This is a genomic window from Streptococcus sp. KHUD_012 (genome assembly GCF_052588255.1).
Map to the genome: position 1 here is coordinate 874,175 of NZ_CP159355.1, position 23,873 is coordinate 898,047.

Annotated in this window: 24 protein-coding genes; 18 read left to right on the forward strand and 6 right to left on the reverse strand. The window is 43.0% G+C overall.

Going from position 1 to position 23,873, the window contains the following annotated elements; all coding sequences use genetic code 11:
- Positions 1–222: 222 nt before the first annotated feature.
- Positions 223–1,272 carry a DUF389 domain-containing protein gene (locus ABVF55_RS04185; protein WP_445285584.1) on the reverse strand — a complete coding sequence of 350 codons (1,050 nt, stop codon included), beginning with the start codon at positions 1,270–1,272 and terminating at the stop codon, positions 223–225.
- Between the two features lie 677 nt (positions 1,273–1,949).
- Between ABVF55_RS04185 and yycF the strand changes: the two genes are divergently transcribed.
- The 10 genes from yycF to ftsY all read left to right on the forward strand — a co-directional run bounded on the left by yycF (position 1,950) and on the right by ftsY (position 13,537).
- Positions 1,950–2,651, forward strand: coding sequence for a response regulator YycF (yycF, locus tag ABVF55_RS04190; RefSeq protein WP_024054739.1), 702 nt, complete (start codon positions 1,950–1,952; stop codon positions 2,649–2,651).
- The gene (gene vicK / locus ABVF55_RS04195) at positions 2,644–3,996 is read left to right on the forward strand and encodes a cell wall metabolism sensor histidine kinase VicK (protein WP_445285585.1); all 1,353 of its coding nucleotides are present in this window, start codon (positions 2,644–2,646) and stop codon (positions 3,994–3,996) included. The genes yycF and vicK overlap by 8 nt, the downstream gene beginning before the upstream one ends.
- 7 nt (positions 3,997–4,003) lie before the next feature.
- Positions 4,004–4,813, forward strand: coding sequence for an MBL fold metallo-hydrolase (locus ABVF55_RS04200; protein WP_023918725.1), 810 nt, complete (start codon positions 4,004–4,006; stop codon positions 4,811–4,813).
- A 148-nt stretch (positions 4,814–4,961) separates the two neighbouring features.
- A complete protein-coding gene (locus tag ABVF55_RS04205; RefSeq protein WP_445285586.1) occupies positions 4,962–5,513 on the forward strand; it encodes a hypothetical protein in 552 nt (183 codons plus the stop codon).
- Between the two features lie 33 nt (positions 5,514–5,546).
- Positions 5,547–5,933 carry a YbaN family protein gene (locus tag ABVF55_RS04210; protein WP_023918721.1) on the forward strand — a complete coding sequence of 129 codons (387 nt, stop codon included), beginning with the start codon at positions 5,547–5,549 and terminating at the stop codon, positions 5,931–5,933.
- 99 nt (positions 5,934–6,032) lie between these two features.
- Positions 6,033–6,734: a ribonuclease III gene (gene rnc, locus ABVF55_RS04215; RefSeq protein WP_445285587.1), complete on the forward strand. Its 702-nt coding sequence runs from the start codon at positions 6,033–6,035 to the stop codon at positions 6,732–6,734.
- The gene (gene smc, locus ABVF55_RS04220; RefSeq protein WP_445285588.1) at positions 6,725–10,261 is read left to right on the forward strand and encodes a chromosome segregation protein SMC; all 3,537 of its coding nucleotides are present in this window, start codon (positions 6,725–6,727) and stop codon (positions 10,259–10,261) included. Before rnc ends, smc begins: the two co-directional genes overlap by 10 nt.
- Positions 10,251–11,057, forward strand: coding sequence for a Cof-type HAD-IIB family hydrolase (locus ABVF55_RS04225; protein ID WP_342983490.1), 807 nt, complete (start codon positions 10,251–10,253; stop codon positions 11,055–11,057). The genes smc and ABVF55_RS04225 overlap by 11 nt, the downstream gene beginning before the upstream one ends.
- Positions 11,054–11,875 (forward strand): Cof-type HAD-IIB family hydrolase, encoded by an 822-nt coding sequence (locus ABVF55_RS04230; RefSeq protein WP_342983489.1) that lies wholly within the window; start codon positions 11,054–11,056, stop codon positions 11,873–11,875. The genes ABVF55_RS04225 and ABVF55_RS04230 overlap by 4 nt, the downstream gene beginning before the upstream one ends.
- Positions 11,876–13,537: a signal recognition particle-docking protein FtsY gene (ftsY, locus tag ABVF55_RS04235; protein WP_445285589.1), complete on the forward strand. Its 1,662-nt coding sequence runs from the start codon at positions 11,876–11,878 to the stop codon at positions 13,535–13,537.
- Positions 13,538–13,628: 91 nt separating this feature from the next.
- Here ftsY and zwf read toward each other — a convergent pair whose 3' ends face one another.
- The 4 genes from zwf to ABVF55_RS04255 all read right to left on the reverse strand — a co-directional run bounded on the left by zwf (position 13,629) and on the right by ABVF55_RS04255 (position 17,166).
- Entirely contained in the window at positions 13,629–15,095 is a 1,467-nt protein-coding gene (gene zwf, locus ABVF55_RS04240; protein ID WP_445285590.1) for a glucose-6-phosphate dehydrogenase, read from the reverse strand.
- A gap of 204 nt (positions 15,096–15,299) precedes the next feature.
- Positions 15,300–16,115: a TIGR03943 family putative permease subunit gene (locus ABVF55_RS04245; protein ID WP_045759690.1), complete on the reverse strand. Its 816-nt coding sequence runs from the start codon at positions 16,113–16,115 to the stop codon at positions 15,300–15,302.
- Positions 16,112–17,017 carry a permease gene (locus ABVF55_RS04250; protein ID WP_227197899.1) on the reverse strand — a complete coding sequence of 302 codons (906 nt, stop codon included), beginning with the start codon at positions 17,015–17,017 and terminating at the stop codon, positions 16,112–16,114. The genes ABVF55_RS04245 and ABVF55_RS04250 overlap by 4 nt, the downstream gene beginning before the upstream one ends.
- Complete coding sequence (locus ABVF55_RS04255; RefSeq protein WP_173018773.1) at positions 17,017–17,166, reverse strand: SPJ_0845 family protein; 150 nt, start codon at positions 17,164–17,166, stop codon at positions 17,017–17,019. Before ABVF55_RS04255 ends, ABVF55_RS04250 begins: the two co-directional genes overlap by 1 nt.
- 147 nt (positions 17,167–17,313) lie before the next feature.
- Here ABVF55_RS04255 and ABVF55_RS04260 point away from each other — a divergent pair, with 147 nt between their 5' ends.
- From ABVF55_RS04260 to ABVF55_RS04295, 8 genes are all read left to right on the forward strand, one after another.
- Positions 17,314–19,470: a Tex family protein gene (locus tag ABVF55_RS04260; protein WP_445285591.1), complete on the forward strand. Its 2,157-nt coding sequence runs from the start codon at positions 17,314–17,316 to the stop codon at positions 19,468–19,470.
- A complete protein-coding gene (locus tag ABVF55_RS04265) occupies positions 19,457–19,912 on the forward strand; it encodes a SprT family protein (protein ID WP_049507445.1) in 456 nt (151 codons plus the stop codon). The genes ABVF55_RS04260 and ABVF55_RS04265 overlap by 14 nt, the downstream gene beginning before the upstream one ends.
- 74 nt (positions 19,913–19,986) lie before the next feature.
- On the forward strand, positions 19,987–20,268 hold the full coding sequence (locus ABVF55_RS04270) for a PspC domain-containing protein (RefSeq protein WP_320909883.1): 282 nt from the start codon (positions 19,987–19,989) through the stop codon (positions 20,266–20,268).
- Positions 20,269–20,280: 12 nt separating this feature from the next.
- Positions 20,281–20,649 (forward strand): hypothetical protein, encoded by a 369-nt coding sequence (locus ABVF55_RS04275; RefSeq protein ID WP_320909884.1) that lies wholly within the window; start codon positions 20,281–20,283, stop codon positions 20,647–20,649.
- Between the two features lie 179 nt (positions 20,650–20,828).
- The gene (gene hprK / locus ABVF55_RS04280) at positions 20,829–21,758 is read left to right on the forward strand and encodes an HPr(Ser) kinase/phosphatase (protein WP_320909885.1); all 930 of its coding nucleotides are present in this window, start codon (positions 20,829–20,831) and stop codon (positions 21,756–21,758) included.
- Positions 21,758–22,540, forward strand: coding sequence for a prolipoprotein diacylglyceryl transferase (lgt, locus tag ABVF55_RS04285; RefSeq protein ID WP_320909886.1), 783 nt, complete (start codon positions 21,758–21,760; stop codon positions 22,538–22,540). The genes hprK and lgt overlap by 1 nt, the downstream gene beginning before the upstream one ends.
- A 3-nt stretch (positions 22,541–22,543) precedes the next feature.
- On the forward strand, positions 22,544–22,927 hold the full coding sequence (locus ABVF55_RS04290) for a DUF948 domain-containing protein (RefSeq protein ID WP_070587115.1): 384 nt from the start codon (positions 22,544–22,546) through the stop codon (positions 22,925–22,927).
- Positions 22,928–22,941: 14 nt separating this feature from the next.
- Positions 22,942–23,400, forward strand: coding sequence for a YtxH domain-containing protein (locus ABVF55_RS04295; protein WP_155199971.1), 459 nt, complete (start codon positions 22,942–22,944; stop codon positions 23,398–23,400).
- 130 nt (positions 23,401–23,530) lie between these two features.
- Here the strand turns inward: ABVF55_RS04295 and ABVF55_RS04300 are convergent, their stop codons facing one another.
- Positions 23,531–23,824, reverse strand: a complete 294-nt coding sequence (locus ABVF55_RS04300) for a DUF3270 family protein (RefSeq protein WP_070587118.1) — start codon at positions 23,822–23,824, stop codon at positions 23,531–23,533.
- Positions 23,825–23,873 lie beyond the last annotated feature (49 nt).

Here is a 23,873-nt window from a genome sequence, read left to right on the forward strand (position 1 = left end):
AAGCTTCTAATCATCCTCGCGGGGCTGGGACTACGAAATCGAGACTTTGTCTATCGATTTCTGTCCCACCGCCTTTTTATATTTTGTTTAACCTGAGCTAGTAGTGATTGGTCAAACCACCACAAATAGTATCCTCATCAACAATCCTTTCTATCCATTAACTTTTGGATATAGGATATCCTCCCAAGATTTGCTTCCATGAGTTAGATAAGTTGACTATCCTCAGTCCTTGTCTGCTTCATTTTCTTTTACGAGATCGTTTTGTGAATCTTTTTCAGAGAGTTTTTGATCGATATACTTGTCAATGTTTTCATAAAATTCCTTGGTCATCTCACTATCTAATTTTTGCGAATTATTGACTTGATTGACTTTCAATTGAACAGATTCAATACCGTAAGAGGCTTGTTTTTGGCGAATGGTTTCTAATTCTTCTTCTGAAATCGGATCTCCAACAACCGTCAAGACCAATTCATTTTTCTTTGACTTGTAAACTTGATTAATGACCGTATAATTGGAGAACTCTTTTCCTACGAACTGTTTGATCTCTTGTTTTCGTTTTTCATTCATCGTCAGAGTGACTGCTGAATAGCTGGCTGGAAGAACCAATAATACAATCAAGGAGATCAACCCAATTTTCATTTTAATGTTTAGCTCTTTAAATGAACTTAAGGCAGATTTTTTCATCATAATTTTTGTTCCAACAATGTTGGTTAGCATGATAAAGACACAGTTGATCGAAAAAAGATAAAGAGCCCCAAATAAAAATCGTACATTTCCACTAGCTAAGCCATAACCCGCAGTGCAGATAGGTGGCATCAGAGCTGTTGCGATGGCTACTCCTGGTACGATATTGTTTGCTTCTTTTTTCCTTGAACCAATGACACCTGCTATCCCACCCGCAATAGCAATGAGAACATCCCAAATGGTTGGAGAGGTTCGTGCAATCAACTGGCTACTTGCATAAGATAAGGGAGAAATCCAGAAATACAGAGCCGATACAAGCAAACTGACCAATACTTGAGTAAATAAAACCTTTAGAGATTGCTCGATTAAACGCGTATCAAAAATAGCTAAACCAAACCCCAGTCCAGCAATCGGTGTCATAAGAGGGGAAATCAGCATGGCTCCAATAACGACAGCTGTTGAATTCATATTTAGGCCTATAGAGGCAATAAAAATCGAACACATTAAAATCAATATATTACTTAATCGAACATGAAGGTCATCATATAATTTCTCACGGTATTCCCTTGTTGAATAGTTTCCGGTCATTGGTTACTCCTTTTATTTCATATAATTTTGTTTCTGCATGGATGATGGTAGAGAGACTTTTTTCCAATCTTACATATTTTTAATCCTCATCTGTCATTCTATTGAAGATTATCCTTTAAATATCCATCAGTCCATCCAACATACTATATCAAGAATTTTACGATCTTTCAAGGAAGAAATTTTTGTATCCTTATCCGAAGAAGAAAAACGATATCTCCTCTGAAAGTAGATACCGTTTTAATGTTTAAACATGATGAGTTTGTAGCAGCAATCCTAGCTAATATCGCCAACAAATCACGTGTTGAGAAATAATGAAAAAATAAAAAGATTGAGGATAAAACAATCTAAAAAACCTTCCTTAGGTGAGTAAGAACGTCAGCGAACTTCTATGAAGTTCCAAAACTCCCACTCTCATTTTTCTCACGACGGAAAGTTTTTAATAAATGATTCATTCCTTCTAGCAAGTAGGAAATTAACTTTTTTTAGAATCACTCAAGTGATTTTATCTTCTACATAACATTCGTTTTTTCTGAGACTGAGATTTTAACTTCTCGGTCTGTTTTACCCTTTCTTATTGGAAAGTCCAGCAATTGAGGCTCCACATTTCTTCATAAGTTTGATATAATAAGAAAATAGAGATTGATTAGGAAAAGAAGCATTAGAAACAGGTATGTAAGATGAAAAAAATATTAGTAGTTGATGATGAAAAACCAATTTCAGATATTATCAAATTTAACATGGCAAAAGAGGGCTATGAAGTCTTGACAGCCTTTGATGGCCGGGAAGCTTTGGAAGTCTTTGCGGCTGAGAATCCGGATATTATTATTCTAGATTTGATGTTGCCAGAGATTGATGGTCTGGAAGTGGCGCGTACGATTCGTAAGACTAGCAATGTGCCGATCATTGTCCTATCTGCTAAGGATACGGAATTTGATAAGGTCATCGGGCTTGAAATCGGGGCGGATGACTATGTAACCAAACCCTTCTCGAATCGGGAATTGCAAGCGCGTGTGAAAGCCTTGTTGCGTCGTTCTGAGTTTGCGGCTGATCCTCAGCTTGAAAATGATGCCGATACGGAAATTGTCATTGGTGATCTTCACATTCTTCCAGATGCTTTCTTGGTTCAAAAAGGCAACAAAGAATTGGACTTGACCCATCGCGAATTTGAATTGCTCTATCACCTTGCGACCCATGTCGGTCAAGTGATGACCCGTGAGCACCTTCTTGAGACGGTGTGGGGCTATGATTACTTTGGTGATGTTCGGACAGTGGACGTGACGGTTCGTCGGTTGCGTGAAAAAATCGAGGACACACCAGGACGTCCAGAATATATCTTGACCCGTCGTGGTGTTGGATATTATATGAGAAACAATGATTGATCAACTAAAACAATTTGTAATGTCGTCGAACTTTGTCTTTGTTCTGATTACGGTTGGGTTTATCATTGTGGTAGCCTTGCTTTTGCTAGAAAACCGTAGGGACAATATCAAGCTCAGACAATTAAACGCCAAAATTAAGGATCTGATTGCAGGGGACTATTCCGAAGTGGTCGACATGCAAGGAAGTCCAGAACTGACGGATATGACCAATAGTATCAATGATCTGTCTGAGGTTATTCGCCTGACGCATGAAAACTTGGAACAAGAAACCAAGCGTTTGACCAGTATCCTTTCTTATATGACAGATGGGGTGCTTGCGACCAACAGACGCGGTCAGATCATCATGGTCAATGAAATGGCAGCCAAGCAATTGAATGTTAATCCGGATGAGGTGCTCAATACCAGTATTTTGGATTTGCTTTCGCTTGGAGATGACTATGATCTGCGCAACTTGATTACAGAAGTACCAGAGTTGACCATTGATTCCCAGGATGAAAATGGGGAATACATAAGTCTTCGTGTGCGCTTTGCCTTGATTCGTCGAGAGTCAGGTTTTATCTCTGGTCTGGTAGCTGTCTTGCACGATACGACAGAGCAGGACAAGGAAGAACGGGAACGTCGCCTCTTTGTCTCCAATGTGAGCCATGAATTGCGGACTCCCTTGACCAGTGTGAAATCCTATCTGGAAGCCCTAGACGATGGCGCTTTGTCAGAGCCAGTAGCACCAGATTTTGTCAAGGTTTCACTCAATGAAACCAACCGCATGATGCGCATGGTCACAGATCTTTTGAGTCTTTCTCGAATCGACAATGAAACTAGTCAGTTGGAGATCGAGTTGACCAACTTTACGGCCTTTATCACCTTTATTTTGAACCGCTTTGATAAGATCAAGAGTCAATCGCAAGAAGATACCAAGAAGTATGAACTGATCCGGGAATACCCGATCACTCCGATCTGGGTGGAAATTGATACGGATAAAATGACCCAGGTGATCGATAATATCTTGAACAATGCCATCAAGTACTCACCTGATGGTGGAAAGATCAAGGTAGGGATGAAAACGACAGACGCCCAGTTGATTATCTCCATCTCAGATGAGGGCTTGGGGATTCCCAAGAAAGACTTGCCGCGCATTTTTGATCGCTTTTACCGAGTGGATAAGGCGCGTAGCCGGGCCCAAGGTGGGACTGGTCTGGGCTTAGCCATTGCTAAGGAGATCGTTAAGCAACACAAAGGCTTTATTTGGGCCAAGAGTGAATATGGCAAGGGATCTACCTTTACCATTGTCTTGCCGTACGACAAAGATGCGATTAAAGACGACTGGGATACAGAAGAGGAAGAATAAGGAGTCAATGACAGAAGAGGGATTTAAGTACAGTATTTTAGCTTCAGGTTCTAGTGGAAATTCTTTCTACCTTGAGACACCAAAGAAAAAACTGCTCATTGATGCAGGTCTCTCAGGGAAAAAGATTACGGGACTATTGGCTGAAATTGATCGCAAACCAGAAGATTTAGATGCCATTCTGATTACGCACGAACACTCAGACCATATCCATGGTGTGGGTGTTTTAGCGAGGAAATATGGTATGGATCTATATGCTAATGAAGCCACTTGGAAGGCTATGGAAGGGACCAAGTATCTAGGAAAGGTCGATGATGCTCAAAAGCACATTTTTGAAATGGGGAAGACCAAGACATTTGGCGATATCGATATCGAAAGTTTTGGGGTCAGTCACGATGCTGCTGCCCCTCAATTCTATCGCTTTATGAAGGATGGCAAGAGCTTCGTCATGCTGACGGACACGGGCTATGTGAGCGATCGCTTGGCAGGCATCGTCGCGGATGCTGATGGCTATCTGATTGAGTCCAACCATGATGTAGAGATCCTTCGAGCAGGTTCTTATGCTTGGCGCTTGAAGCAGCGGATCTTGTCAGACCTAGGCCACCTTTCTAACGAAGATGGTGCCGATGCCATGATCCGAACCTTGGGGAATCGCACCAAGAAGATTTATCTGGGACATTTGTCAAAAGAGAACAATATCAAAGAATTGGCCCATATGACCATGGAGAATCAACTAGCTCGAGCAGATCTAGCTGTTGGCCATGATTTTGAGGTGTTAGATACCTCGCCAGATACCGCGACCCCTTTGACGAAGATATAAGATGGAAAACCACCTGCGGGTGGTTTTTTATATGCCTATTTGAGGAAATCTATATCTAGTACTGAATTTGCTCTTTACCCAAAATTCGTGTATGATAGGAAAGAACGAATTCTGAGTGAGAGTCACGAGAGTAGAGGAGAGATAATAAATGAAAAAAATGATGTTATTACTAGCTAGTTTGGTTGCTTTAACTGCTTGTAGTCAGTCTATGCAAGATACGAAAGAGTCGACTTCCAATCAAACGACGAAGGAAACAAAAGTATCAGAGTCTTCTAAAGATAAAGAAGAAAAAGGTTTGAAATTTGTGGTGGCCCCTCAATATGAAGGAAAGACGTCTGATCTCATCGAGCTAGGAAGAAAATTGGTTAAGGAACATCCTGAAGTTGGTAGTGAAGGTCATATGGTAGTCTATTTTACCGGGGCTGTTTCAGATGGCAGGGCGGCACTCATGCTGGTCAATAAGACAGATGTAGATATCAAGAAAGATTTGAACTTTTCAATTACCTGGTCTTATGATGGAAAGGCTATTTTTGAGAATCAAAAGGTTAGCTATTTTATCAAGGATAGTGGGGAATTACCTTCTCATACAGCAACTATAATATTATTGCCATTAAATGAGGAACAACAGAATATTGTGGATGGAATGTCAGATCCATCTAAGATGAAGCTTCTAATGTCAGATGTGAACACTGTAGAGTGATTATGAAACAAGAAACATACAAAGGAGAAGTAAATGCGCCTTGTTTATCTTACGATTGGTTTTATATCATTGGGACTAGGAATTATTGGGATTCCATTGCCAATTTTACCGACAACCCCCTTTTTATTGCTGTCCATGGCTTGCTTTGCTAAAAGTTCCAAACGCTTTGAAACTTGGCTTTACCAAACCAAGCTTTATCAAACCTATGTAGCGGATTACCGAGAGACCAAATCGATTGCCAAAGAACGGAAGAAATGGATCCTTCTTCAGATCTACATTCTGATGGGCATTTCCATCTATCTGGCCCCGATTATTTGGGTGAAGCTTGCTCTAGGTGCTTTGACGATTTTTATCACCTATTATCTCTTAAAAGTGATCCCTAATAAGCCTGAAAATCCAACAGAGGAAAATCCTGATTAAAATTGGAGAATTCAGGCCCTAGAACTAGGAAAAGAAGTGCGTTCGTGCTTCTTTTTTGGTATACTTAAAGGTATGAATTTATTAGAAAGTAGGCTTCCTATGGAGAAATTACAAGCCCTGTTATCGGAACGGTTTCAGATCGTTTTTTCAGATAGCAGTTTATTAGATACAGCTTTTACACACACGTCTTATGCCAATGAGCACCGCCTCTTAAAAATTTCACATAACGAACGTTTGGAATTTTTAGGAGACGCTGTTCTTCAATTAGTTATTTCCGAATATTTGTATAAGGAACACCCCAACAGACCTGAGGGAGATTTGTCTAAATTCCGTTCTATGATTGTTCGTGAAGAAAGTCTGGCTGGTTTTTCTCGGGATTGCCAATTTGATCGTTATATCAAACTAGGCAAGGGCGAAGAAAAATCTGGTGGTCGGGACCGCGATACGATTCTTGGCGATTTATTTGAAGCCTTTTTAGGTGCTCTTTTACTAGATCAAGGAGTTGAAGCAGTCAAACGCTTCATCTATCAGGTCATGATTCCAAAGGTTGAAACGGGTCAATTTTCTCAAGTCATTGACTACAAGACCCGCCTGCAAGAACTGTTACAGGTTCACGGAGATGTGGAGATCCAATACCAAGTGGTTAGCGAGTCCGGTCCTGCTCATGCCAAAGAGTTTGAAGTAGAAGTGTTCGTGAACGGTCAAACGATGGGACATGGTCATGGTCGTTCCAAGAAGTTAGCGGAGCAGGAAGCAGCCCGCAATGCAGTTGAAACGAGGAATGATGGGCCATGTATCTAAAAGAGATTGAAATCCAAGGCTTTAAATCCTTTGCGGATAAGACAAAAGTCGTATTTGACAAAGGGGTCACTGCCGTTGTAGGGCCTAATGGATCTGGAAAATCAAATATCACGGAGAGCTTGCGCTGGGCCCTGGGGGAATCCAGTGTCAAGAGTCTACGTGGGGGCAAGATGCCCGATGTTATCTTTGCAGGGACAGAATCGCGTAAACCGCTGAATTATGCCTGTGTCACAGTTGTCTTAGATAACCAAGATTGTTTTATCCAACAGGCAGGGAAAGAAATTCGTGTCGAACGCCATATTTATCGTTCAGGAGACAGCGAGTACAAGATCGATGGCAAGAAAGTACGTCTCAGAGATGTTCATGATTTGTTCATGGATACGGGATTGGGACGGGATTCTTTCTCCATTATCTCCCAAGGTCGAGTAGAGGAGATCTTTAACTCTAAACCGGAAGAACGCCGGGCTATCTTTGAAGAAGCTGCTGGTGTCTTGAAATTTAAGACGCGGCGTAAGGAAACCGAAACCAAACTCAACCAAACCCAGGAGAATTTGGAACGTCTGGAGGATATCCTCTATGAATTAGAAGGACAAATCCAACCTCTTGAAAAGCAAGCGACTGTCGCTCGCCGTTTCTTGGAATTAGACCAAGAACGGCAGGTTCTCTTGCTGGATGTTTTAGTTGCTCAAGTCGATTTGACAAAGGACCTTTATGAAAAGGCTGATCAAGAAGAAAAGGCCATTCAAGAACAGTTGGCTTCTTATTACCAACGTCGTCAGGTCTTAGAAGAAGATAATGTACGTATCAAGAAAGCCCGCCATCAGTTGGATGAGAGTTTAGCTGAGGACCAGGCCAGCTTGCTTGAGGTCACTCGTTTGATCAGTGATTTAGAAAAGCAAATTGAAGTAGCTAAGTTGCAATCGAGTCAAGCAGCCCATAGTCGCAAGGAAAATCTTGAGCGGTTGGATGCTATTTTGGCCCGTCTGGAGGAAGCGAAACAAGAGCTGGCTCAAAAACAAGAGACGCTAGCTGTGCTTCAACAAAGACTGACAGAGAACCGTCAGCAACAAGAAGAGTTGGAAAAAGAATTAGCCAACTACGAAGAAGATCCGGAACAAGTCATTGAGCATCTACGTGAGCAGTATGTCGCTCTCTTGCAGACCGAGGCTGAAAAATCAAATGAGCGGACAGCTATTGAGAGCCGAATCCAGGCACTCCTGCAAGAATCTAGCCATCGTCAAGAGGATTTGACCAAGGCACAAACAAACTTTGAAGCTGCCAAGGAAAAAGAAGTCCGACAATTGGAAGAGTTGGATCAGGCACAAGCGACGGTCAAAGGCCTATTAGCAGAATACCAAGAGCAATTGGTAAAAGTGGAGCAGGCCAAAGCTGCCTACCAAGAGGCTCAAACGGCCATGTTTGACCTGATGGATGAGAGCAAAAACAAACGGGCGCGGATCAATAGCTTGGAAGCCATTCAGAAGAACCATAGTAACTTCTATGCAGGCGTCAAGAGCGTTTTGCAAGAAGCAGAACGGTTAGGAGGCATCTGTGGGGCTGTTAGTGAGAATTTGAGTTTCTCAAAAGACTACCAGACGGCGCTTGAAATTGCTCTGGGGGCTAGCAGCCAACAGATCATTGTCGAGGATGAAAAGGCCGCAACGCGAGCGATCGATTTCTTGAAACGCAATCGCTTGGGACGGGCAACTTTCCTTCCGCTAACGACGATCAAAGCCCGTCAGCTATCCCCTCGGAATCTGGAATTGATTCAAGCCAGCGCAGGATTTCTAGGAATTGCGAGTGACTTAGTGACCTATGAGAATCGTTTTGAACAGATTTTCCAAAACTTACTTGGCGTAACGGCCATCTTTGACACGACAGAGCATGCGCGTGAGGCGGCTCGTAAAGTCAATTATCAAGTTCGGATGGTGACCTTGGATGGGACCGAATTGCGGACCGGAGGATCGTATGCCGGTGGTGCCAATCGCTCCCAAAATACGGTTTTTGTCAAACCAGAATTGGATAGTTTGAAGCAGGAAATGCAAGCTCTGGATGCTCGTTTGAGAGAAGCAGAGCAGGAGGTCGAGACCAAGGACAATCTGCTCAAGCAGGCGCAAGAATACCTGGCCTCTATTCAAAGCCAAGGTGAGCAAGCGCGTCTAGAGCAACAGCGGGCCCAATTGGCCTACCAACAAAGCCAAGAGCAGCTGAAAGAAATTCAGGAACTCTTAGAAGCTTTGAAGTCAGAATTGGCAACAGATGCGACCCAGTCTCTCCAAGAAGAGCTGGAGTCCCTTACTGAGCAATTGGCAGAAATTGAGCTTCAAAAAGAAAATTTGAACCGCGACATTGAAACCATGAAGTCGGATAAAGATGTCTTGCAACAAAAGGTACAAAACTTGCAAGAGCAATTGGCAGAATTGCGACTTCAACAGACGGAATGTAAGAGCCAACAAAGTTACGAGCAAACAGATGTTCGTCGCTTAGAAGAAACGATCTCTCAGTTGGAAGTAGAAGAGCATCAGTTGCAATTATTGATTGAACAAGGCGAGGCCCAAGTTCAGATAGTTGATGTGGAGCAGCTAGCCAACCAATTGACGCAGGCCCAAGCCAAGAAAACGGAACTGGAACAAGGAGTCATTCGGAAACGCTTTGAGCTGGATGATTTGGAAGGCCAGGCCGAAGATGTGGCAGAACAGATGGAGCAAGCTCGCAAGAAAAACGAAGAGTGGATTCGTCAACAAGCCAAGGCTGAAGCGACACGTGAAAAGCATGCGGATCGTTTGAACAAGCTCTTAACGCAAATTACCGATGAATTCATGCAAAGCTTTGACCAAGCCAAAGAGCAGGCTAAACCTGTTGAAAATCTTGCAGCAGCTGAAAACCAGCTCAAGAGCATCGAAAAAGATATTAAGGCACTTGGTCCAGTCAATGTGGATGCGATCGAGCAGTACAATGAGGTGAAGGGGCGCTTTGATTTCCTATCAAGTCAGCGTGAGGATGTCTTGGCTGCGAAAAACATGCTTCTGTCTACCATCAACGACATGAATGACGAAGTCAAGGAACGCTTTAAATCGACTTTTGAAGCTATTCGTGAATCCTTTAAAGTCACTTTCCGTCAAATGTTTGGTGGGGGTTCTGCTGATTTGATTCTGACAGAGCCAGATCTTCTGACAGCTGGTGTTGAGATTTCTGTGCAGCCACCTGGTAAAAAGATCCAATCCTTAAACCTCATGAGTGGTGGAGAAAAAGCCTTGTCTGCCTTAGCTCTCTTGTTCTCGATTATTCGTGTCAAGACCATTCCTTTTGTCATTCTGGATGAGGTAGAGGCTGCTCTAGATGAGGCCAATGTCAAGCGTTTTGGGGATTATTTGAACCGCTTTGATAAGGAAAGCCAGTTTATTGTCGTGACGCACCGGAAGGGGACCATGTCAGCTGCAGATTCCATCTATGGTGTGACCATGCAGGAATCTGGGGTTTCTAAAATCGTCTCAGTAAAATTGAAAGACTTAGAAAATGAAGAATAATGATATTAAATTGATCGCTACGGATATGGATGGGACCTTTCTAAATGACCAACATCAGTACGATCAAGACCTTTTACGCAAGGTGTTAGCAAGCTACAAAGAAAAAGGCATCTATTTTGCTGCTGCGAGTGGCCGTGCCCTTCTTTCTCTCAAATCTCTCTTTAAAGGCTTTGAAGACCAGATGATTTTCATTGCTGAAAATGGCAGTGTGGTAGAATTTCATGGAGAAGATCTCTACGAAGCGACCATGTCCAAAGACTTTTATTTGGGTGTTTTTGAGGCTTTGAAATCCTCCCCTTATGCAGACCCGAATAAGCTTCTTTTGACGGGGAAAAAAGGGAGCTATGTCTTAGAAACAGTAGATCCCGACTATCTGGCCTTGAGTCAGCACTACAATGAAAACATTCAAAAAGTGAAAAGCCTAGCGGATATTCAGGATGAAATTTTCAAATTGACCACCAACTTTGATGCAGCTCTTGTGCTTGAAGGTGAGCAATGGGTCACTGAGAATATCCCCGGTGTCAAAGCGATGACGACAGGTTTTGAGTCGATTGATATTGTCCTCGATTATGTCGATAAGGGAGTGGCCATTACCGCCTTAGCGGATAAACTAGGGATCTCGATGGATCAGGTGATGGCTTTTGGAGATAACCTAAATGACCTCCATATGATGCAAGTCGTGGGCCATCCTGTAGCGCCAGAAAATGCACGTCCTGAAATCTTAGCGATTGCTGAAAAAGTCATCGGCCACCATGCGACGGGTTCTGTCCTACGCTACATGGAGGAAATTGTATGAGAAAGATTTCCTTGATTGCGCTGGATTTAGATGGGACCCTTCTCAATTCTGAAAAAAAGATCTCACCTCGCAATAGAGCAGCCCTCGCTGCTGCACAGGCCCAAGGTGTCAAGGTGGTTCTAACCACTGGTCGCCCCTTGAAAGCCATGGATTTTCTTTTGGAAGAATTGGGAACAGCAGGCCTCAAAGAAGAGTATACGATTACCTTCAACGGTGGTCTAGTGCAGCGAAATAATGGAGAAATCCTTTCAAAAGTTGTCTTGGCACCAGAAGATGTCGCAACCATTCATGATGAAACAGCCCGTCTAGGCCTTCCTCTGGATGCTATCAGTGAGGGAACGGTTTATGAGATTCATGCAGATCGAAAGTCTCTCTATTCCCTTTACAATCCCTACCTGAACTTTATTGAGACAGATTTTAAAGACCTGCCATCCACGATTTCCTACAACAAGTGTGTGACAGCCGTTGATCAAGACTTTTTAGATGCAGCGATCAAGGAGATCAAGCCGGAGTTATTTCAAGACTATGAAATTTTTAAATCTCGGGAAATGTTGCTGGAATGGTGCCCTAAAAATGTTCACAAGGCGACAGGTTTAGAGGCACTGGCAGCTATTTTGGGTCTTAAGGCAGATCAAGTCATGGCCTGTGGAGATGAAGCCAATGACCTGTCTATGATTCAGTGGGCTGGACTGGGGGTTGCCATGGGCAATGCGATTCCAGCAGTGAAGGAAGTTGCAGCGCTTGTGGCCCCTGTGACCAATGACCAAGATGCTGTCGCATGGGCGATTGAAAATTATGTGCTAAAGGAGAGTGAATAAATGGGATTATTTGATCGTTTATTTGGAAAAAAAGAAGAAACTGAAAAAGTGCTTCCGTCTTCGGAAGAAGTGACGGAAAGTACGGAGGTTGAAGAAACTGTCAAAGAGGAGCCGACGGCTACCCAAAATGACAAGGAAGAGCAAAAAATCGCTGATATGGAGGCTTACTACCAAGAGCTCAAAGCGCGAATTGCAGCCACTCATCAACCTGTTTCAACCGTTGCTCAAGAAGAGCCGGCAGAGGAACCTCTTGTAGAAGAAAAAGTGACATCAGAGACTAATGAAGACCAAGTACCAGTAGAGGAGTCTCCAGTTGTCTTTGAACCTGCTCAAGCAGAGGCAAGTCCTGAAGAAGTTTCACCACTAGCTGGTGAAACAGATGAGACGGAGCCTCTTGAAGAAGAGAAAATTGAAGCGGAAGAAACTGAAAATGGTGAGGAAGCAGATGGGGCTAACGGTTCAGAACTGGAAGAAGAGTCACCGATTGCTTCTCCATCATCTGACGCTGAGCTAGTAGAAGGGAGCACGACAGAAGAGGAGGTTCCAGAACTAGTAGACGCTCAGGATGAGGTCCCAGAACCTGAAGTATCAGAAGCGATCGCTCAAGTGGAGGAAACTTCAGAAGTAGCAGAAGCTGAGTCCAGACTTCCGGAAGGAGAAGCTGCATCAGCCGTTGAGGAAAGGACTGTTGAAGAGGCAGAAGAGCCAATTCCAGACGAGGTTAAGCCTAAGCAAGAAACCATTCAGGAAAAATACGATCGTAGCTTGAAAAAGACAAGGACTGGATTTGGAGCACGCCTCAATGCCTTCTTTGCCAATTTCCGTTCAGTCGATGAAGAATTCTTTGAAGAATTGGAAGAACTCTTGATTATGAGTGATGTTGGAGTTCAAGTGGCCTCTAATTTAACCGAAGAGTTGCGCTATGAAGCCCGTTTGGAAAATGCCAAAAAACCAGATGCTCTCAAGCGCGTGATCATCGAAAAATTGGTGGACTTGTATGAAAAGGATGGCCAGTTTAATGAAGCCATTCGTTTTCAAGACGGTCTTACGGTCATGCTCTTTGTTGGGGTCAATGGAGTTGGTAAAACAACCTCTATCGGGAAATTAGCCCACCGCTACAAACAAGAAGGCAAGAAAGTCATGTTGGTTGCAGCAGATACTTTCCGTGCAGGAGCAGTAGCTCAACTGGCAGAATGGGGACGCCGCGTAGATGTTCCAGTTGTGACAGGTCCTGAAAAATCAGATCCTGCTAGTGTCGTCTTTGATGGAATGGAACGCGCGATCGCTGAAAACATCGATGTTCTGATGATTGATACGGCGGGGCGTCTGCAGAATAAGGACAACCTCATGGCGGAGCTTGAAAAAATCGGCCGGATTATCAAACGTGTTGTACCCGATGCACCGCATGAAACCTTGCTGGCCCTCGATGCATCAACCGGTCAAAATGCCTTGGTGCAAGCTAAAGAATTTTCAAAAATTACACCTGTGACAGGAATTGTATTGACCAAGATCGATGGAACGGCTCGAGGTGGGGTCGTCCTTGCGATTCGAGAAGAGTTGGATATCCCAGTGAAGTTGATTGGATTCGGAGAAAAGATTGATGACATCGGACCATTCCACTCAGAAAACTTCATGAGAGGCCTCTTGGAAGGCTTGATTTAAGAGTCAAATAGAAAAAGACAAATTGTTTAAAAGACAATTTGTCTTTTTGTTTCCTTGCGCTATCAAAAAAACCACCCGAAGGTGGCTTTCCTTAATTCTTAGGTTCAGGTTTCCAAACCCATTCGGCTCCGTATTCTGCAAGGAGATCATCGGATGCAGTTGGTCCCATGGATCCAGACTTGTATTCATAGAGCGGTGCTCCATTTTCGGCCCATAGTTTTTCAATCCGGTCAATCAATTGCCATGAAGCACGGACTTCGTGCCAGTGGCTGTAATTGGTTGAGTCATTGTTCAAAACGTCGAAAATTAATTTTTCATAAGGCTCTGGTGAAGCCCCAGTTGCAGTCGCATCTGTTTCATAATCAAAGGAAATTGGTGCGATGCTGAATTTTTCTCCGACCTCTTTTCCGTTGATGCTCAATGAGAAACCTTCATTTGGTTGGATATAAATTGTCAAGACATTTGGTTGCAAGCTATGTCCAAAGATGGAGTCGGTTTGCTTGAAGACCACATTGACCATGGTTCCTTTTTGCGTCAAGCGTTTTCCGGTACGGAAGAAGAAAGGCACACCGCGGAAGCGATCGCTATCAACAAAGAACGTACCAGAAGCATAGGTCTCCGTAGTAGATTCAGGGTCGACATTGGGCTCACTGCGATAAGAGATATCTTTTTTCCCTTTGATCGTACCTGAATGGTATTGACCACGGATAAAGAATTTCTTCAATTCGTCATCTGTTGGATTGTGCAATTGCTCAAATACTTTTACTTTTTCAGCCCGAATCGCATCCTTGGTAAAGGTAGCTGGTTTATCCATGGCAAGCAAAGACAAAAGCTGAAGGGTATGGTTTTGCACCATATCTCGAAGGGCCCCTGAGTGATCATAGTAGCCACCGCGTTCTTCAACCCCCAAGCGTTCAGCAAAGGTAATTTGGATATTGTCAATAAAATCTCGGTTCCAAAGATTATCAAAAATAAGATTTCCAAAACGAATGGCAAAGATATTTTGGATCATTTCTTTTCCAAGGTAATGGTCGATCCGGAAGATTTGTTCCTCATCAAAGGTTTCTTCCAATTCCTTGTTGAGCTGACTAGCCGTTTCTAGGTCTGTACCAAAAGGTTTTTCAACGATCAAGCGCTCAAAGCCTTGCCCATCCACAATGCCTTCTGATTTGAGGTGTTTGGCAATGGTTCCAAAAAATTGAGGAGCCATGGACAAGAAGAAGACCTTGTTGTGTTCCGTTTGGTATTTCTCATCCAAGCTGTTTTGTAATTCGCGCAGAGCGATGTAATGTTCGGTATCATTGACATCGTGGCTTTGGTAGTAGAAATGGCTAGCGAATTCTTGAGCTTGTTGAGGGCTATCGGCCAGATCTGTGATGGATTCTACCACGACTGATTCAAAGTATTCCTTGCTCCATGGTCTGCGGGCTGTTCCGATAACTGCAAAGTGTTCAGATAGATTTCCTGATTTATAGAGTCTGAAAAGGGATGGATAGAGTTTGCGCTTGGCTAAATCTCCACTGGCCCCGAAAATGGTTACAATAACTTTTGAAGACATTTAAGTACCTATTTCCTATTTTATTAACCATATTTTACCATAAAATCTACAAGATTTCTTTGATGGAATCGTTGTTCCGAATATTTTCCGCTTGGATTAGAGGATTTGAGAGGAAAGCATAGAAAAAGCTAGAATCAATGTGGATTCTAGCTTCAACTGCTATAGGCTGTTTGGATCGACCACCAAAGAAACTTGGTAACTTCATCAGAATACGCGGTAGACATAAGGATTATCCGGTTTCGTAATGGTCTTACAATCGCTAATGTGAAGGACAGGCAAGCTTTGCTTGAGCTGCTTGTGGTATTCAATGGACAAGGTTCCTTTCGCATGGATCCAAGTGTTGTTTTCGAAATGCTGCGGAGCACCCGTCGTTAAGAGACCGTAGACTCCGGAATCTGCGATACAGTGGATGATCCCAAAGCGAAAGAGAAATTGGCTGTCCTTGTTATTGGGGTCATTGTATACGAAGCCGGTCAACTCGATCGTCTTTCCTGCAAATTGGTCAGGATAATCATAAATCACTTCCATGACTTCCATGTAATTCTCAGTGGTCACCTGGATCACTTTTTTATCAACATATTTCTTTGCCGCCTGCTTCATTTCTGATTCATAGGCTGACTTGGTAAAATAGCTACTAGTATCTGGTTTGAGATACTGGGTTGTTGTCCCTTCGTCCTGCTGGATTTCCTTGGAAGAACCAGCCGCAACCGGGAAGTGGTAGCCTTTGGCAGAGACCGTTTGGGAATCCAGTGTCACTGTAGGGAAAAATAGCCCGACAAACAAAGGAATACAGAGCAAGAAAATACTTGCCACTTTTGCCCAGAAGCCAGAAAGATGACTGTGGATCTTCATCTGCTTGACCCAGATGATCAGCTGCACAAGAGCTAAAACAAAGGACAAGAACATAGAAATATAAGCCAAGTAAGAATAGTGTAAGTTGATGTATTGATTGAGCTTACCAGATAATTGCAGGTACATGGTGAGCTCAAAATAGCCAGCTAATATCAAGAAACGAATCATAGCACTACCCCCACAAACCAAGCATAAAGGAGCACAACTCCACTCACAATTCCGATAAATTGCCAGATAAAACGGGTCTTGAGATAATTTTTCATCATGAGGAGATTTTTGACATCAAGCATAGGCCCAATCACCAAAAAGGCTAGAACAGGCGCTACTCCAAAACTTGTTAGAAGAGAGGATCCAACAAAGGCGTCCGCCTCGCTACAAAGTGAGAGGAGGAAGGACAAGACCATGAGAAGGAGAATAGCAATAACCGGTGTCGCACTGATCGAAGTGAGGATCCGTGTTGGGACATAGACTTGGACGAGGCTGGCAAAGAGACAACCAAATACCAGGTAACGTCCCGTGTCAAAGAATTCATCAATCGCTTGCACCAAGACTTGAAAGAGCTTTTGACCTTTGCTCAAGCCCCTAAAATCATGTTCATGTACAGCCTTACGATGTTCTTTTTGGATCGAATCTGTCTGAATAAAACCAAGAAAGATCCCTAGCACCGTTGCGACCAAAAGGGAACCAAGGGCGCGGTAGAGGGCCATCTTGACAGAATTCCCAAAGGCTGAGTAGGTCGCAAAGAGAACGATGGGATTGATGACCGGTGCTGTCACCAAAAAGGGAACAGCAGTATAACTTGGGACTTTCTTTTCTAGAAAGCGATTGATAATGGGAACAATTCCACATTCACAGGAAGGAAAGATAAAGCCGATAAAGGTCCCAAAGAAGATCCGCCCAAATTTATTCTTGGGAAGAAAGCGATAGACCCTTTCGGGGGTGATATAGACCTCAATAATCCCTGAAATGATACTTCCGATTAGGACAAAAGGTAGGGCCTCGATAATAATCGAGAGAAAAATAGCCCCAGCCTGCAAGACGCTAGAGGGAAGGTGTTGAAAGAATGTCATTACTTAACCTTCTTTGCTTCTTTAGCTGTAGCAGTTTCTGCCTTCTTTTTTTCTTCAGGAAATTCGACTTTCTTTTCTACATCCGGAAAACTTGCAAAGTTTTCAAACATTTTATCAAGATCATCTGTTTTTGAGAATTTAATAGCCATTATTGGGCCTCCTTTTTATTTTCTTTCATTATAACAAAAAGGAAAGAGCAAGGGGGAAATGGAGCATAAAAGGAAAGATCAAGGGGGTCAAAATTATTCTATGAAAAATCCCTGAAACAGAGACCAGAACAGGGGATCTCCCCTTTGATGGTAGCAAAATATGCTATAATAGAAGCTATGGATAAATATGAAAAAATAGCCCAAGAATTGGGTGTTAGCTTAAAACAAATCGATACCGTATTGAGTCTGACCGCAGAAGGCTCAACCATTCCCTTCATTGCCCGCTATCGAAAAGATATGACGGGAAATTTAGATGAAGTAGCGATCAAGGCCATTATTGACCGGGACAAATCCTTAACGGCTCTAGCTGAACGAAAGGAAACCGTCCTTGCTAAGATTGAGGAACAAGGCAAACTGACAGAGGCGCTCAAGCAGGCTATTGAGGCTGCTGAAAAATTAGCGGATGTCGAAGAGCTTTATCTCCCTTATAAGGAAAAACGGCGGACCAAGGCGACGATTGCCCGAGAAGCAGGACTTTTCCCCTTGGCACGTCTCATTTTGCAAAATAGTCCAGACTTGGAAGCAGAGGCTCGGAAATTTACCTGCGAGGCCTTCCCAACTGAAACCGCAGCATTAGCTGGTGCAGTGGATATTCTGGTAGAGGCTATTTCAGAGGATACCCAATTACGGGCCCTCACCTATCAAGAAATTCATGGGCATTCCCTCATGACGTCAACCTTGAAGGATGAAAGCTTAGATACTAAGAGAACCTTTGAAATCTATTATGATTTTTCTGAGAAGATCAAGAATATGCAAGGCTACCGGACTCTAGCTCTCAATCGTGGGGAAAAATTGGGCGTTCTCAAAGTCGGATTCGAGCACCAACTGGATCGGATCATTCGTATTTTTGAGGCTCGTTTTAAAACGAAAAATGCCTATGTCGATGAGGTTATTCAACAAGCGGTTAAGAAAAAAATCGTTCCTGCGATTGAACGTCGGATTCGGACAGAGTTGACGGAGGTGGCAGAAGACGGGGCCATTCAATTGTTCTCTGAGAATCTACGGAATCTATTGCTCATTCCTCCATTAAAAGGGCGCGTGGTCCTTGGATTTGACCCAGCCTTTCGGACTGGTGCTAAACTAGCCGTTGTCGATGAGACAGGAAAGATGCTCGCTACCCAGGTCATCTATCCAGTTGCTCCTGCAAAACCAGCTCAGATCGAGCAGGCTAAAAAGGATCTGTCCTCCTTGATCAAGGAGTTTGGCGTAGAGATTATTGCAATTGGAAATGGAACAGCTAGCCGTGAAAGTGAGGCCTTTGTCGCAGAGGTCCTCCACGACCATCCAGGAGTTCGCTATGTTATTGTCAATGAAAGCGGAGCATCTGTCTATTCAGCTAGTGAATTGGCCCGTCATGAGTTCCCAGAGCTAACCGTTGAAAAACGCTCGGCCATCTCCATTGCCCGCCGCCTGCAAGATCCGCTAGCAGAATTGGTGAAAATCGATGCCAAATCTATCGGTGTGGGTCAATACCAGCACGATGTCAATCAGAAAAAACTGACAGAAAGTTTAGATTTTGTGGTAGATACTGTCGTCAACCAAGTTGGGGTCAATATCAATACGGCTAGTCCCTCTCTCTTAGCGCATGTAGCAGGACTCAATAAAACCATCTCTGAAAATATTGTGAAATACCGGGAAGAAGAAGGAATGATTCTTTCACGAGCACAGATTAAAAAAGTCCCTCGCCTTGGCGCCAAGGCTTTCGAACAGGCTGCTGGATTCTTACGCATCCCTGAAAGTAAAAACATCTTGGATAATACCGGCGTTCACCCTGAAAGTTACAAGGAAGTTGAAAAACTTTTTCAGCTTCTTGAAATTACCGACCTCGATGCATCCGCTCAGGAAAAATTAAAAGCTGTGAACATAAAGGAGATGTCTACTCAGCTGGATCTGGGACCAGAAACCCTGAAAGATATCATTGCCGATCTCCTAAAACCAGGTCGCGATTTGCGGGATTCCTTTGATGCACCCGTACTCCGTCAGGATGTCTTGGATATTAAAGACCTCCATATAGGCCAAAAATTAGAAGGGGTTGTGCGCAATGTGGTTGACTTTGGAGCCTTTGTCGATATTGGTATTCACGAAGATGGCTTGATTCATATCTCCCATATGAGCAAGCAGTTTATCAAGCATCCAAGCCAGGTCGTATCAGTAGGTGATTTGGTAACCGTCTGGGTGAAGAAGATTGATGTGGAACGCGAAAAAGTCAATCTCAGTTTGGTAGCTCCGAATGAATCTGACTGAGTATGTGCGCCAAGTATCCCTGGAAGATTTTGGAAGAGAATTCCGCCATCAAGCAGAGTGGAATTCACGCCTTCAAACCACTGGAGGTCGTTTCTTTCCCAAGGATCGACACCTTGATTTCAACCCGAAAATATACCAAGCTTTTGGGTTAGAGGTCTTTCGCAAAATTGTCCGCCACGAGCTCTGCCATTACCATCTTTACGATCAAGGTAAAGGCTATCGCCACAAAGATCTAGACTTTAAGCAACTCCTCCAGCAAGTGGACGGTCTTCGTTTCACACCTCCTCTACCAGATAGAACTGGTGGAGTCAAGCGGATCTATCTTTATCAATGTCCCCATTGTGGCCAAGAGTATAGACGAAAGCGAAAAATCGATCTGAAGAAATATGCCTGCGGTCGCTGTCGCAGCCGTCTGCAATTCCTTGAAATGAGACAAGAGTAAGAATCGGTCTTTAGGCGGATCTCTTTCCAGTTCGACTCTGCTAAAATAGGTCTAACTAGAAAGAGGAAAATCAAATGACAGCATCATTTTACAAATTAAAACGACATCGCCTGGTTTCAGGTGTGCTAGCTGGCATAGCCGATAAATTTGGTCTTAGTGTAACTCTCCTACGCTTCTTGTTTATTCTTTTTACGGTCTCTCATGCCTTTATCGGTGTGATTATCTACTTGCTGTTAGATACGACCTTGCCTTATAAGGACGAGGAGGAGCAGAAAATGTTTGACTATGGCTCTCGACCTCGTCGAAGAAAAGAGGCTGAACCCATTCATGATCAGAATGATAGTCCATTTTTCTAAAAGGAGATCCGAGTGAAGCAGAAGTTCTATTACCTTGCTTTTATTCTATACCTCTTCTTCAGTTTTATAGGACAGTTTTTCATTTTAAATCGTTTTTTTGGGGAAGGAGTTGGAACAGTTTTGATCGGGATGCTCCTTTTTCCACTGGGCATTTGGAATAGTCTCTTCTACCTCTTGTTTCTGCCAACAGAAATGGCTAGAAAGCCACAAATTTATCGGTTTTCGATTTTATTTCTGCCGATGTTGTGCCTGGTTTTGTCCTTGTTGGGGGGAGGACCTACCGCCTTTATGCTCGGCTTGATCGCATTTCCTTCAAATGCGGTGGTCTATGCTGTTTCGACTGGAATCAAATCCATGATTAAAGATTTCTTGCAAGGCTGAAGGCTGGAGCATTCTTCAGATGTTACCATCATTTCCTAGAGGTTAGAGACATTTGTCTTGGCCTCTTTTTAGTCGCATTAAAAAGGAGTTGAAAATGGATCATTCAAATGACACTTCAGTCTCTCGTCTGAAGAGAAAATCTGCTATAATAGAGAGAGAATTTTAAAAGGGAGAATGATATGGCAGTTACTGTTCGCGATATACAGGAAAAGCTTCGTCTGTCAGTTGTTTATGGGGATGATAACCTCTTAAGCAAGGAAATTACGACTGCGGACATTTCACGTCCAGGTCTTGAAATGACGGGCTATTTTGACTATTACACACCTGAGCGGATTCAGCTTGTAGGAATGAAAGAATGGTCCTACCTGGTGAAGATGAGCTCTCACAACCGACATCAAGTTTTGCGCAAGATGTTCCAGCCAGAGACACCTGTCATCATTGTCGCGCGGAATTTAGACATTCCAGAAGAAATGTTACGGGCTGCGGAAGAGAAGCAGCTGGCTATTTTAAAGAGCAATGTTGCGACGAGCCGTTTGTCTGGTGAGTTATCCAGTTATTTGGATAGCCGCTTGGCAGAACGTACCAGTGTTCATGGTGTTTTGATGGATATTTATGGGATGGGGGTCTTGATCCAAGGAGATAGCGGGATCGGTAAGAGCGAGACAGCTTTGGAACTTGTCAAGCGGGGTCACCGTCTCGTAGCGGATGACCGAGTCGATATCTATGCGAGAGATGAGATGACCCTTTGGGGAGAGCCAGCTGAGATCTTGCGTCACTTACTAGAGATCCGTGGTGTCGGCATTATCGATGTGATGAGTCTCTATGGTGCGAGTGCTGTGAAGGATTCTTCACAAGTTCAAATCGACGTTTACCTGGAAAATTATGCTAAGGACCAAACTTATGATCGTCTTGGTAACAACGCAGAAGAGTTGGAAATCGGTGGAGTCACCATTCCTCGTATTCGCATTCCAGTGAAGACAGGTCGAAATATTTCGGTCGTGATTGAAGCAGCAGCCATGAATGTTCGTGCCAAACAAATGGGCTATGATGCCACTAAAACCTTTGAAGAACGTTTGTCCCAGTTGATTAGTCAAAATGAGGTGAAGTAATGAATCCAGTAGCCCTTCAATTAGGTCCGATCAGTATTCGTTGGTACGCAATTTGTATTGTCTCTGGTTTGATTCTAGCTGTTTATCTTTCCATGAAAGAAGCGCCTCGTAAGAAAATTGATCCAGATGCCATTATTGATTTCATTCTGATTGCTTTTCCTCTTGCGATTGTGGGTGCCAGACTCTATTACGTTACTTTCGAATGGGGCTATTATAGCCAGCACCTTGGTGAGATTTTTGCCATTTGGAACGGAGGAATTGCGATTTATGGTGGTCTCTTAACGGGTGCTTTAGTTCTTTATCTTTTCTCTCGTAGACGTTTGATTGAACCGATCGACTTTTTAGATATTGCGGCCCCAAGCGTCATGGTTGCACAGAGTATTGGTCGCTGGGGAAACTTCTTCAACCAGGAAGCTTATGGAGCTGCTGTTAAGAGCCTCAACTACCTGCCCTCTTTTATTCGAGATCAAATGTATATAGATGGTAGTTATCGTCAGCCAACTTTCTTATATGAATCCAGTTGGAATCTGCTAGGATTTCTCTTGATCTTGATTCTTCGTAGAAAACCCCAATTTTTGAGGCAAGGTGAGATCACAGCCTTTTACCTCATCTGGTATGGATTTGGGCGAATGATCATCGAAGGAATGCGGACGGATAGCCTGATGTTTGCGGGTTTACGTGTTTCCCAGTGGCTATCGATGATCCTGATTCTAGTTGGACTCGCCATTATCGTTTACCAACGTCACAAAAAAGCCCCTTATTATGTAGAAGAAAAGGAGTAACATATGTTTATTGAAATCGCATACGGCCTTTTAGGCCTTGCCTTAGTAGCGCTTGTCATTTATATGATTTTTTTCCTTTCAAAGATTGGAAAAGTTGTAGATGAGACGCAAAAAACGATCCAAGTGTTGACATCAGATGTCAATGTCACCTTGCATCAGACCAATGATCTATTGGCAAAAGTCAATGTTTTAACAGATGATTTGAATCAAAAAGTTGCAACGATTGACCCGCTATTTACAGCTGTAGCGGATCTTTCCGTGTCAGTTTCAGATTTGAATGATCAAGCTCGTCAATTGAGTGTTAAAGCTGCATCAGCTGGTGGGAAAACTGTAAAAGCCTCTATCGGATTAAAAGCGATTCAGATGGCTTCAAAATTATTTAAATAGAATCGAGGAAAAATATGGGACGTTTATCTAGTTTATTAATTGGTGTCATTTCAGGTGCTTCAGCAGCCTACTATTTGTCAACAGAGCAAGGAAAAAAAGTCACTAAAAAAGTGGTGCGCTTCGTAAAAGATTATCAAGAAGATCCTCAAGAAGTACATGAATCGGTTAAACAAACTGCTAAGGATGTTTCAAAACAAGCAGCAGAAGTGATCCAACAAACCAAAGAAAAAGTCGGTTCTGGAGAAATTACGACAGGAACTGTTTTGGAATCTGTCAAAGAAAAAACGCAAGATGTGGTTGAAAAATCTCAAGAAGTCTATCACTCATTTAAGGATAAACTTCAAAAAGAAAATCTAAGTGGCAATGACTTGGTTCAATCCATTCGCAAACAAACAGAATCAGAAGACATCGTGCTAGACTTGGATGAAAAAGATCCTGAAGAAGCAGCTGAAGAAGAAACAAAAGAAGCATAAAAAATGAGGCTTAGTAGGCCTCGTTTTTTATGGAAATTACCTGATTAATTGGAGTTAGGTTTTGTCTTCAAATTTCAATATTCAAATTAAAAAATTCGACTAAAATAAAAAAATCAGGCGAACCTGATTTTTAATTTTTTCGTTTATTGTAGTAAATTCGGAATCCTTGAATACTAGCAAAGCTAGAACCAATAGCTAAGGCAAACGCAAAGAAGGTATTCATTTTCGTTGCTAAAAAGATAAAACTAAACACAACTGTCAACACACAGAAAATAGCGATATTTAAAAAATATAGCAATTCACTTAATTGAGGCGCGGGTTCAACTTCAGGAGCGTAGTCCTGAATAGGGGTTTCTTGGGTTTGTTTAGTTAATTCGATATAATCGAATTCTTCATCATAGTGTCTTAAATTTCTTACGGGCATTTTCTCTCTCCTAACAGTACTCTATTATTCTATCATGAATTCAGCTATA

Excerpts from the sequence above, each read along its gene's own strand:
- hprK (WP_320909885.1), top strand. The coding sequence starts at position 20,829 with ATGGCAGTTACTGTTCGCGATATACAGGAAAAGCTTCGTCTGTCAGTT.
- vicK (WP_445285585.1), top strand. The coding sequence starts at position 2,644 with ATGATTGATCAACTAAAACAATTTGTAATGTCGTCGAACTTTGTCTTT.
- smc (WP_445285588.1), top strand. The coding sequence starts at position 6,725 with ATGTATCTAAAAGAGATTGAAATCCAAGGCTTTAAATCCTTTGCGGAT.
- ABVF55_RS04260 (WP_445285591.1), top strand. The coding sequence starts at position 17,314 with ATGGTAGCAAAATATGCTATAATAGAAGCTATGGATAAATATGAAAAA.
- ftsY (WP_445285589.1), top strand. The coding sequence starts at position 11,876 with ATGGGATTATTTGATCGTTTATTTGGAAAAAAAGAAGAAACTGAAAAA.
- ABVF55_RS04225 (WP_342983490.1), top strand. The coding sequence starts at position 10,251 with ATGAAGAATAATGATATTAAATTGATCGCTACGGATATGGATGGGACC.
- zwf (WP_445285590.1), bottom strand. The coding sequence starts at position 15,095 with ATGTCTTCAAAAGTTATTGTAACCATTTTCGGGGCCAGTGGAGATTTA.
- ABVF55_RS04210 (WP_023918721.1), top strand. The coding sequence starts at position 5,547 with ATGCGCCTTGTTTATCTTACGATTGGTTTTATATCATTGGGACTAGGA.
- ABVF55_RS04265 (WP_049507445.1), top strand. The coding sequence starts at position 19,457 with ATGAATCTGACTGAGTATGTGCGCCAAGTATCCCTGGAAGATTTTGGA.
- ABVF55_RS04245 (WP_045759690.1), bottom strand. The coding sequence starts at position 16,115 with ATGATTCGTTTCTTGATATTAGCTGGCTATTTTGAGCTCACCATGTAC.
- lgt (WP_320909886.1), top strand. The coding sequence starts at position 21,758 with ATGAATCCAGTAGCCCTTCAATTAGGTCCGATCAGTATTCGTTGGTAC.
- ABVF55_RS04230 (WP_342983489.1), top strand. The coding sequence starts at position 11,054 with ATGAGAAAGATTTCCTTGATTGCGCTGGATTTAGATGGGACCCTTCTC.
- ABVF55_RS04255 (WP_173018773.1), bottom strand. The coding sequence starts at position 17,166 with ATGGCTATTAAATTCTCAAAAACAGATGATCTTGATAAAATGTTTGAA.
- ABVF55_RS04290 (WP_070587115.1), top strand. The coding sequence starts at position 22,544 with ATGTTTATTGAAATCGCATACGGCCTTTTAGGCCTTGCCTTAGTAGCG.
- ABVF55_RS04295 (WP_155199971.1), top strand. The coding sequence starts at position 22,942 with ATGGGACGTTTATCTAGTTTATTAATTGGTGTCATTTCAGGTGCTTCA.
- ABVF55_RS04200 (WP_023918725.1), top strand. The coding sequence starts at position 4,004 with ATGACAGAAGAGGGATTTAAGTACAGTATTTTAGCTTCAGGTTCTAGT.
- rnc (WP_445285587.1), top strand. The coding sequence starts at position 6,033 with ATGGAGAAATTACAAGCCCTGTTATCGGAACGGTTTCAGATCGTTTTT.
- ABVF55_RS04250 (WP_227197899.1), bottom strand. The coding sequence starts at position 17,017 with ATGACATTCTTTCAACACCTTCCCTCTAGCGTCTTGCAGGCTGGGGCT.
- yycF (WP_024054739.1), top strand. The coding sequence starts at position 1,950 with ATGAAAAAAATATTAGTAGTTGATGATGAAAAACCAATTTCAGATATT.
- ABVF55_RS04270 (WP_320909883.1), top strand. The coding sequence starts at position 19,987 with ATGACAGCATCATTTTACAAATTAAAACGACATCGCCTGGTTTCAGGT.
- ABVF55_RS04205 (WP_445285586.1), top strand. The coding sequence starts at position 4,962 with ATGAAAAAAATGATGTTATTACTAGCTAGTTTGGTTGCTTTAACTGCT.
- ABVF55_RS04300 (WP_070587118.1), bottom strand. The coding sequence starts at position 23,824 with ATGCCCGTAAGAAATTTAAGACACTATGATGAAGAATTCGATTATATC.
- ABVF55_RS04185 (WP_445285584.1), bottom strand. The coding sequence starts at position 1,272 with ATGACCGGAAACTATTCAACAAGGGAATACCGTGAGAAATTATATGAT.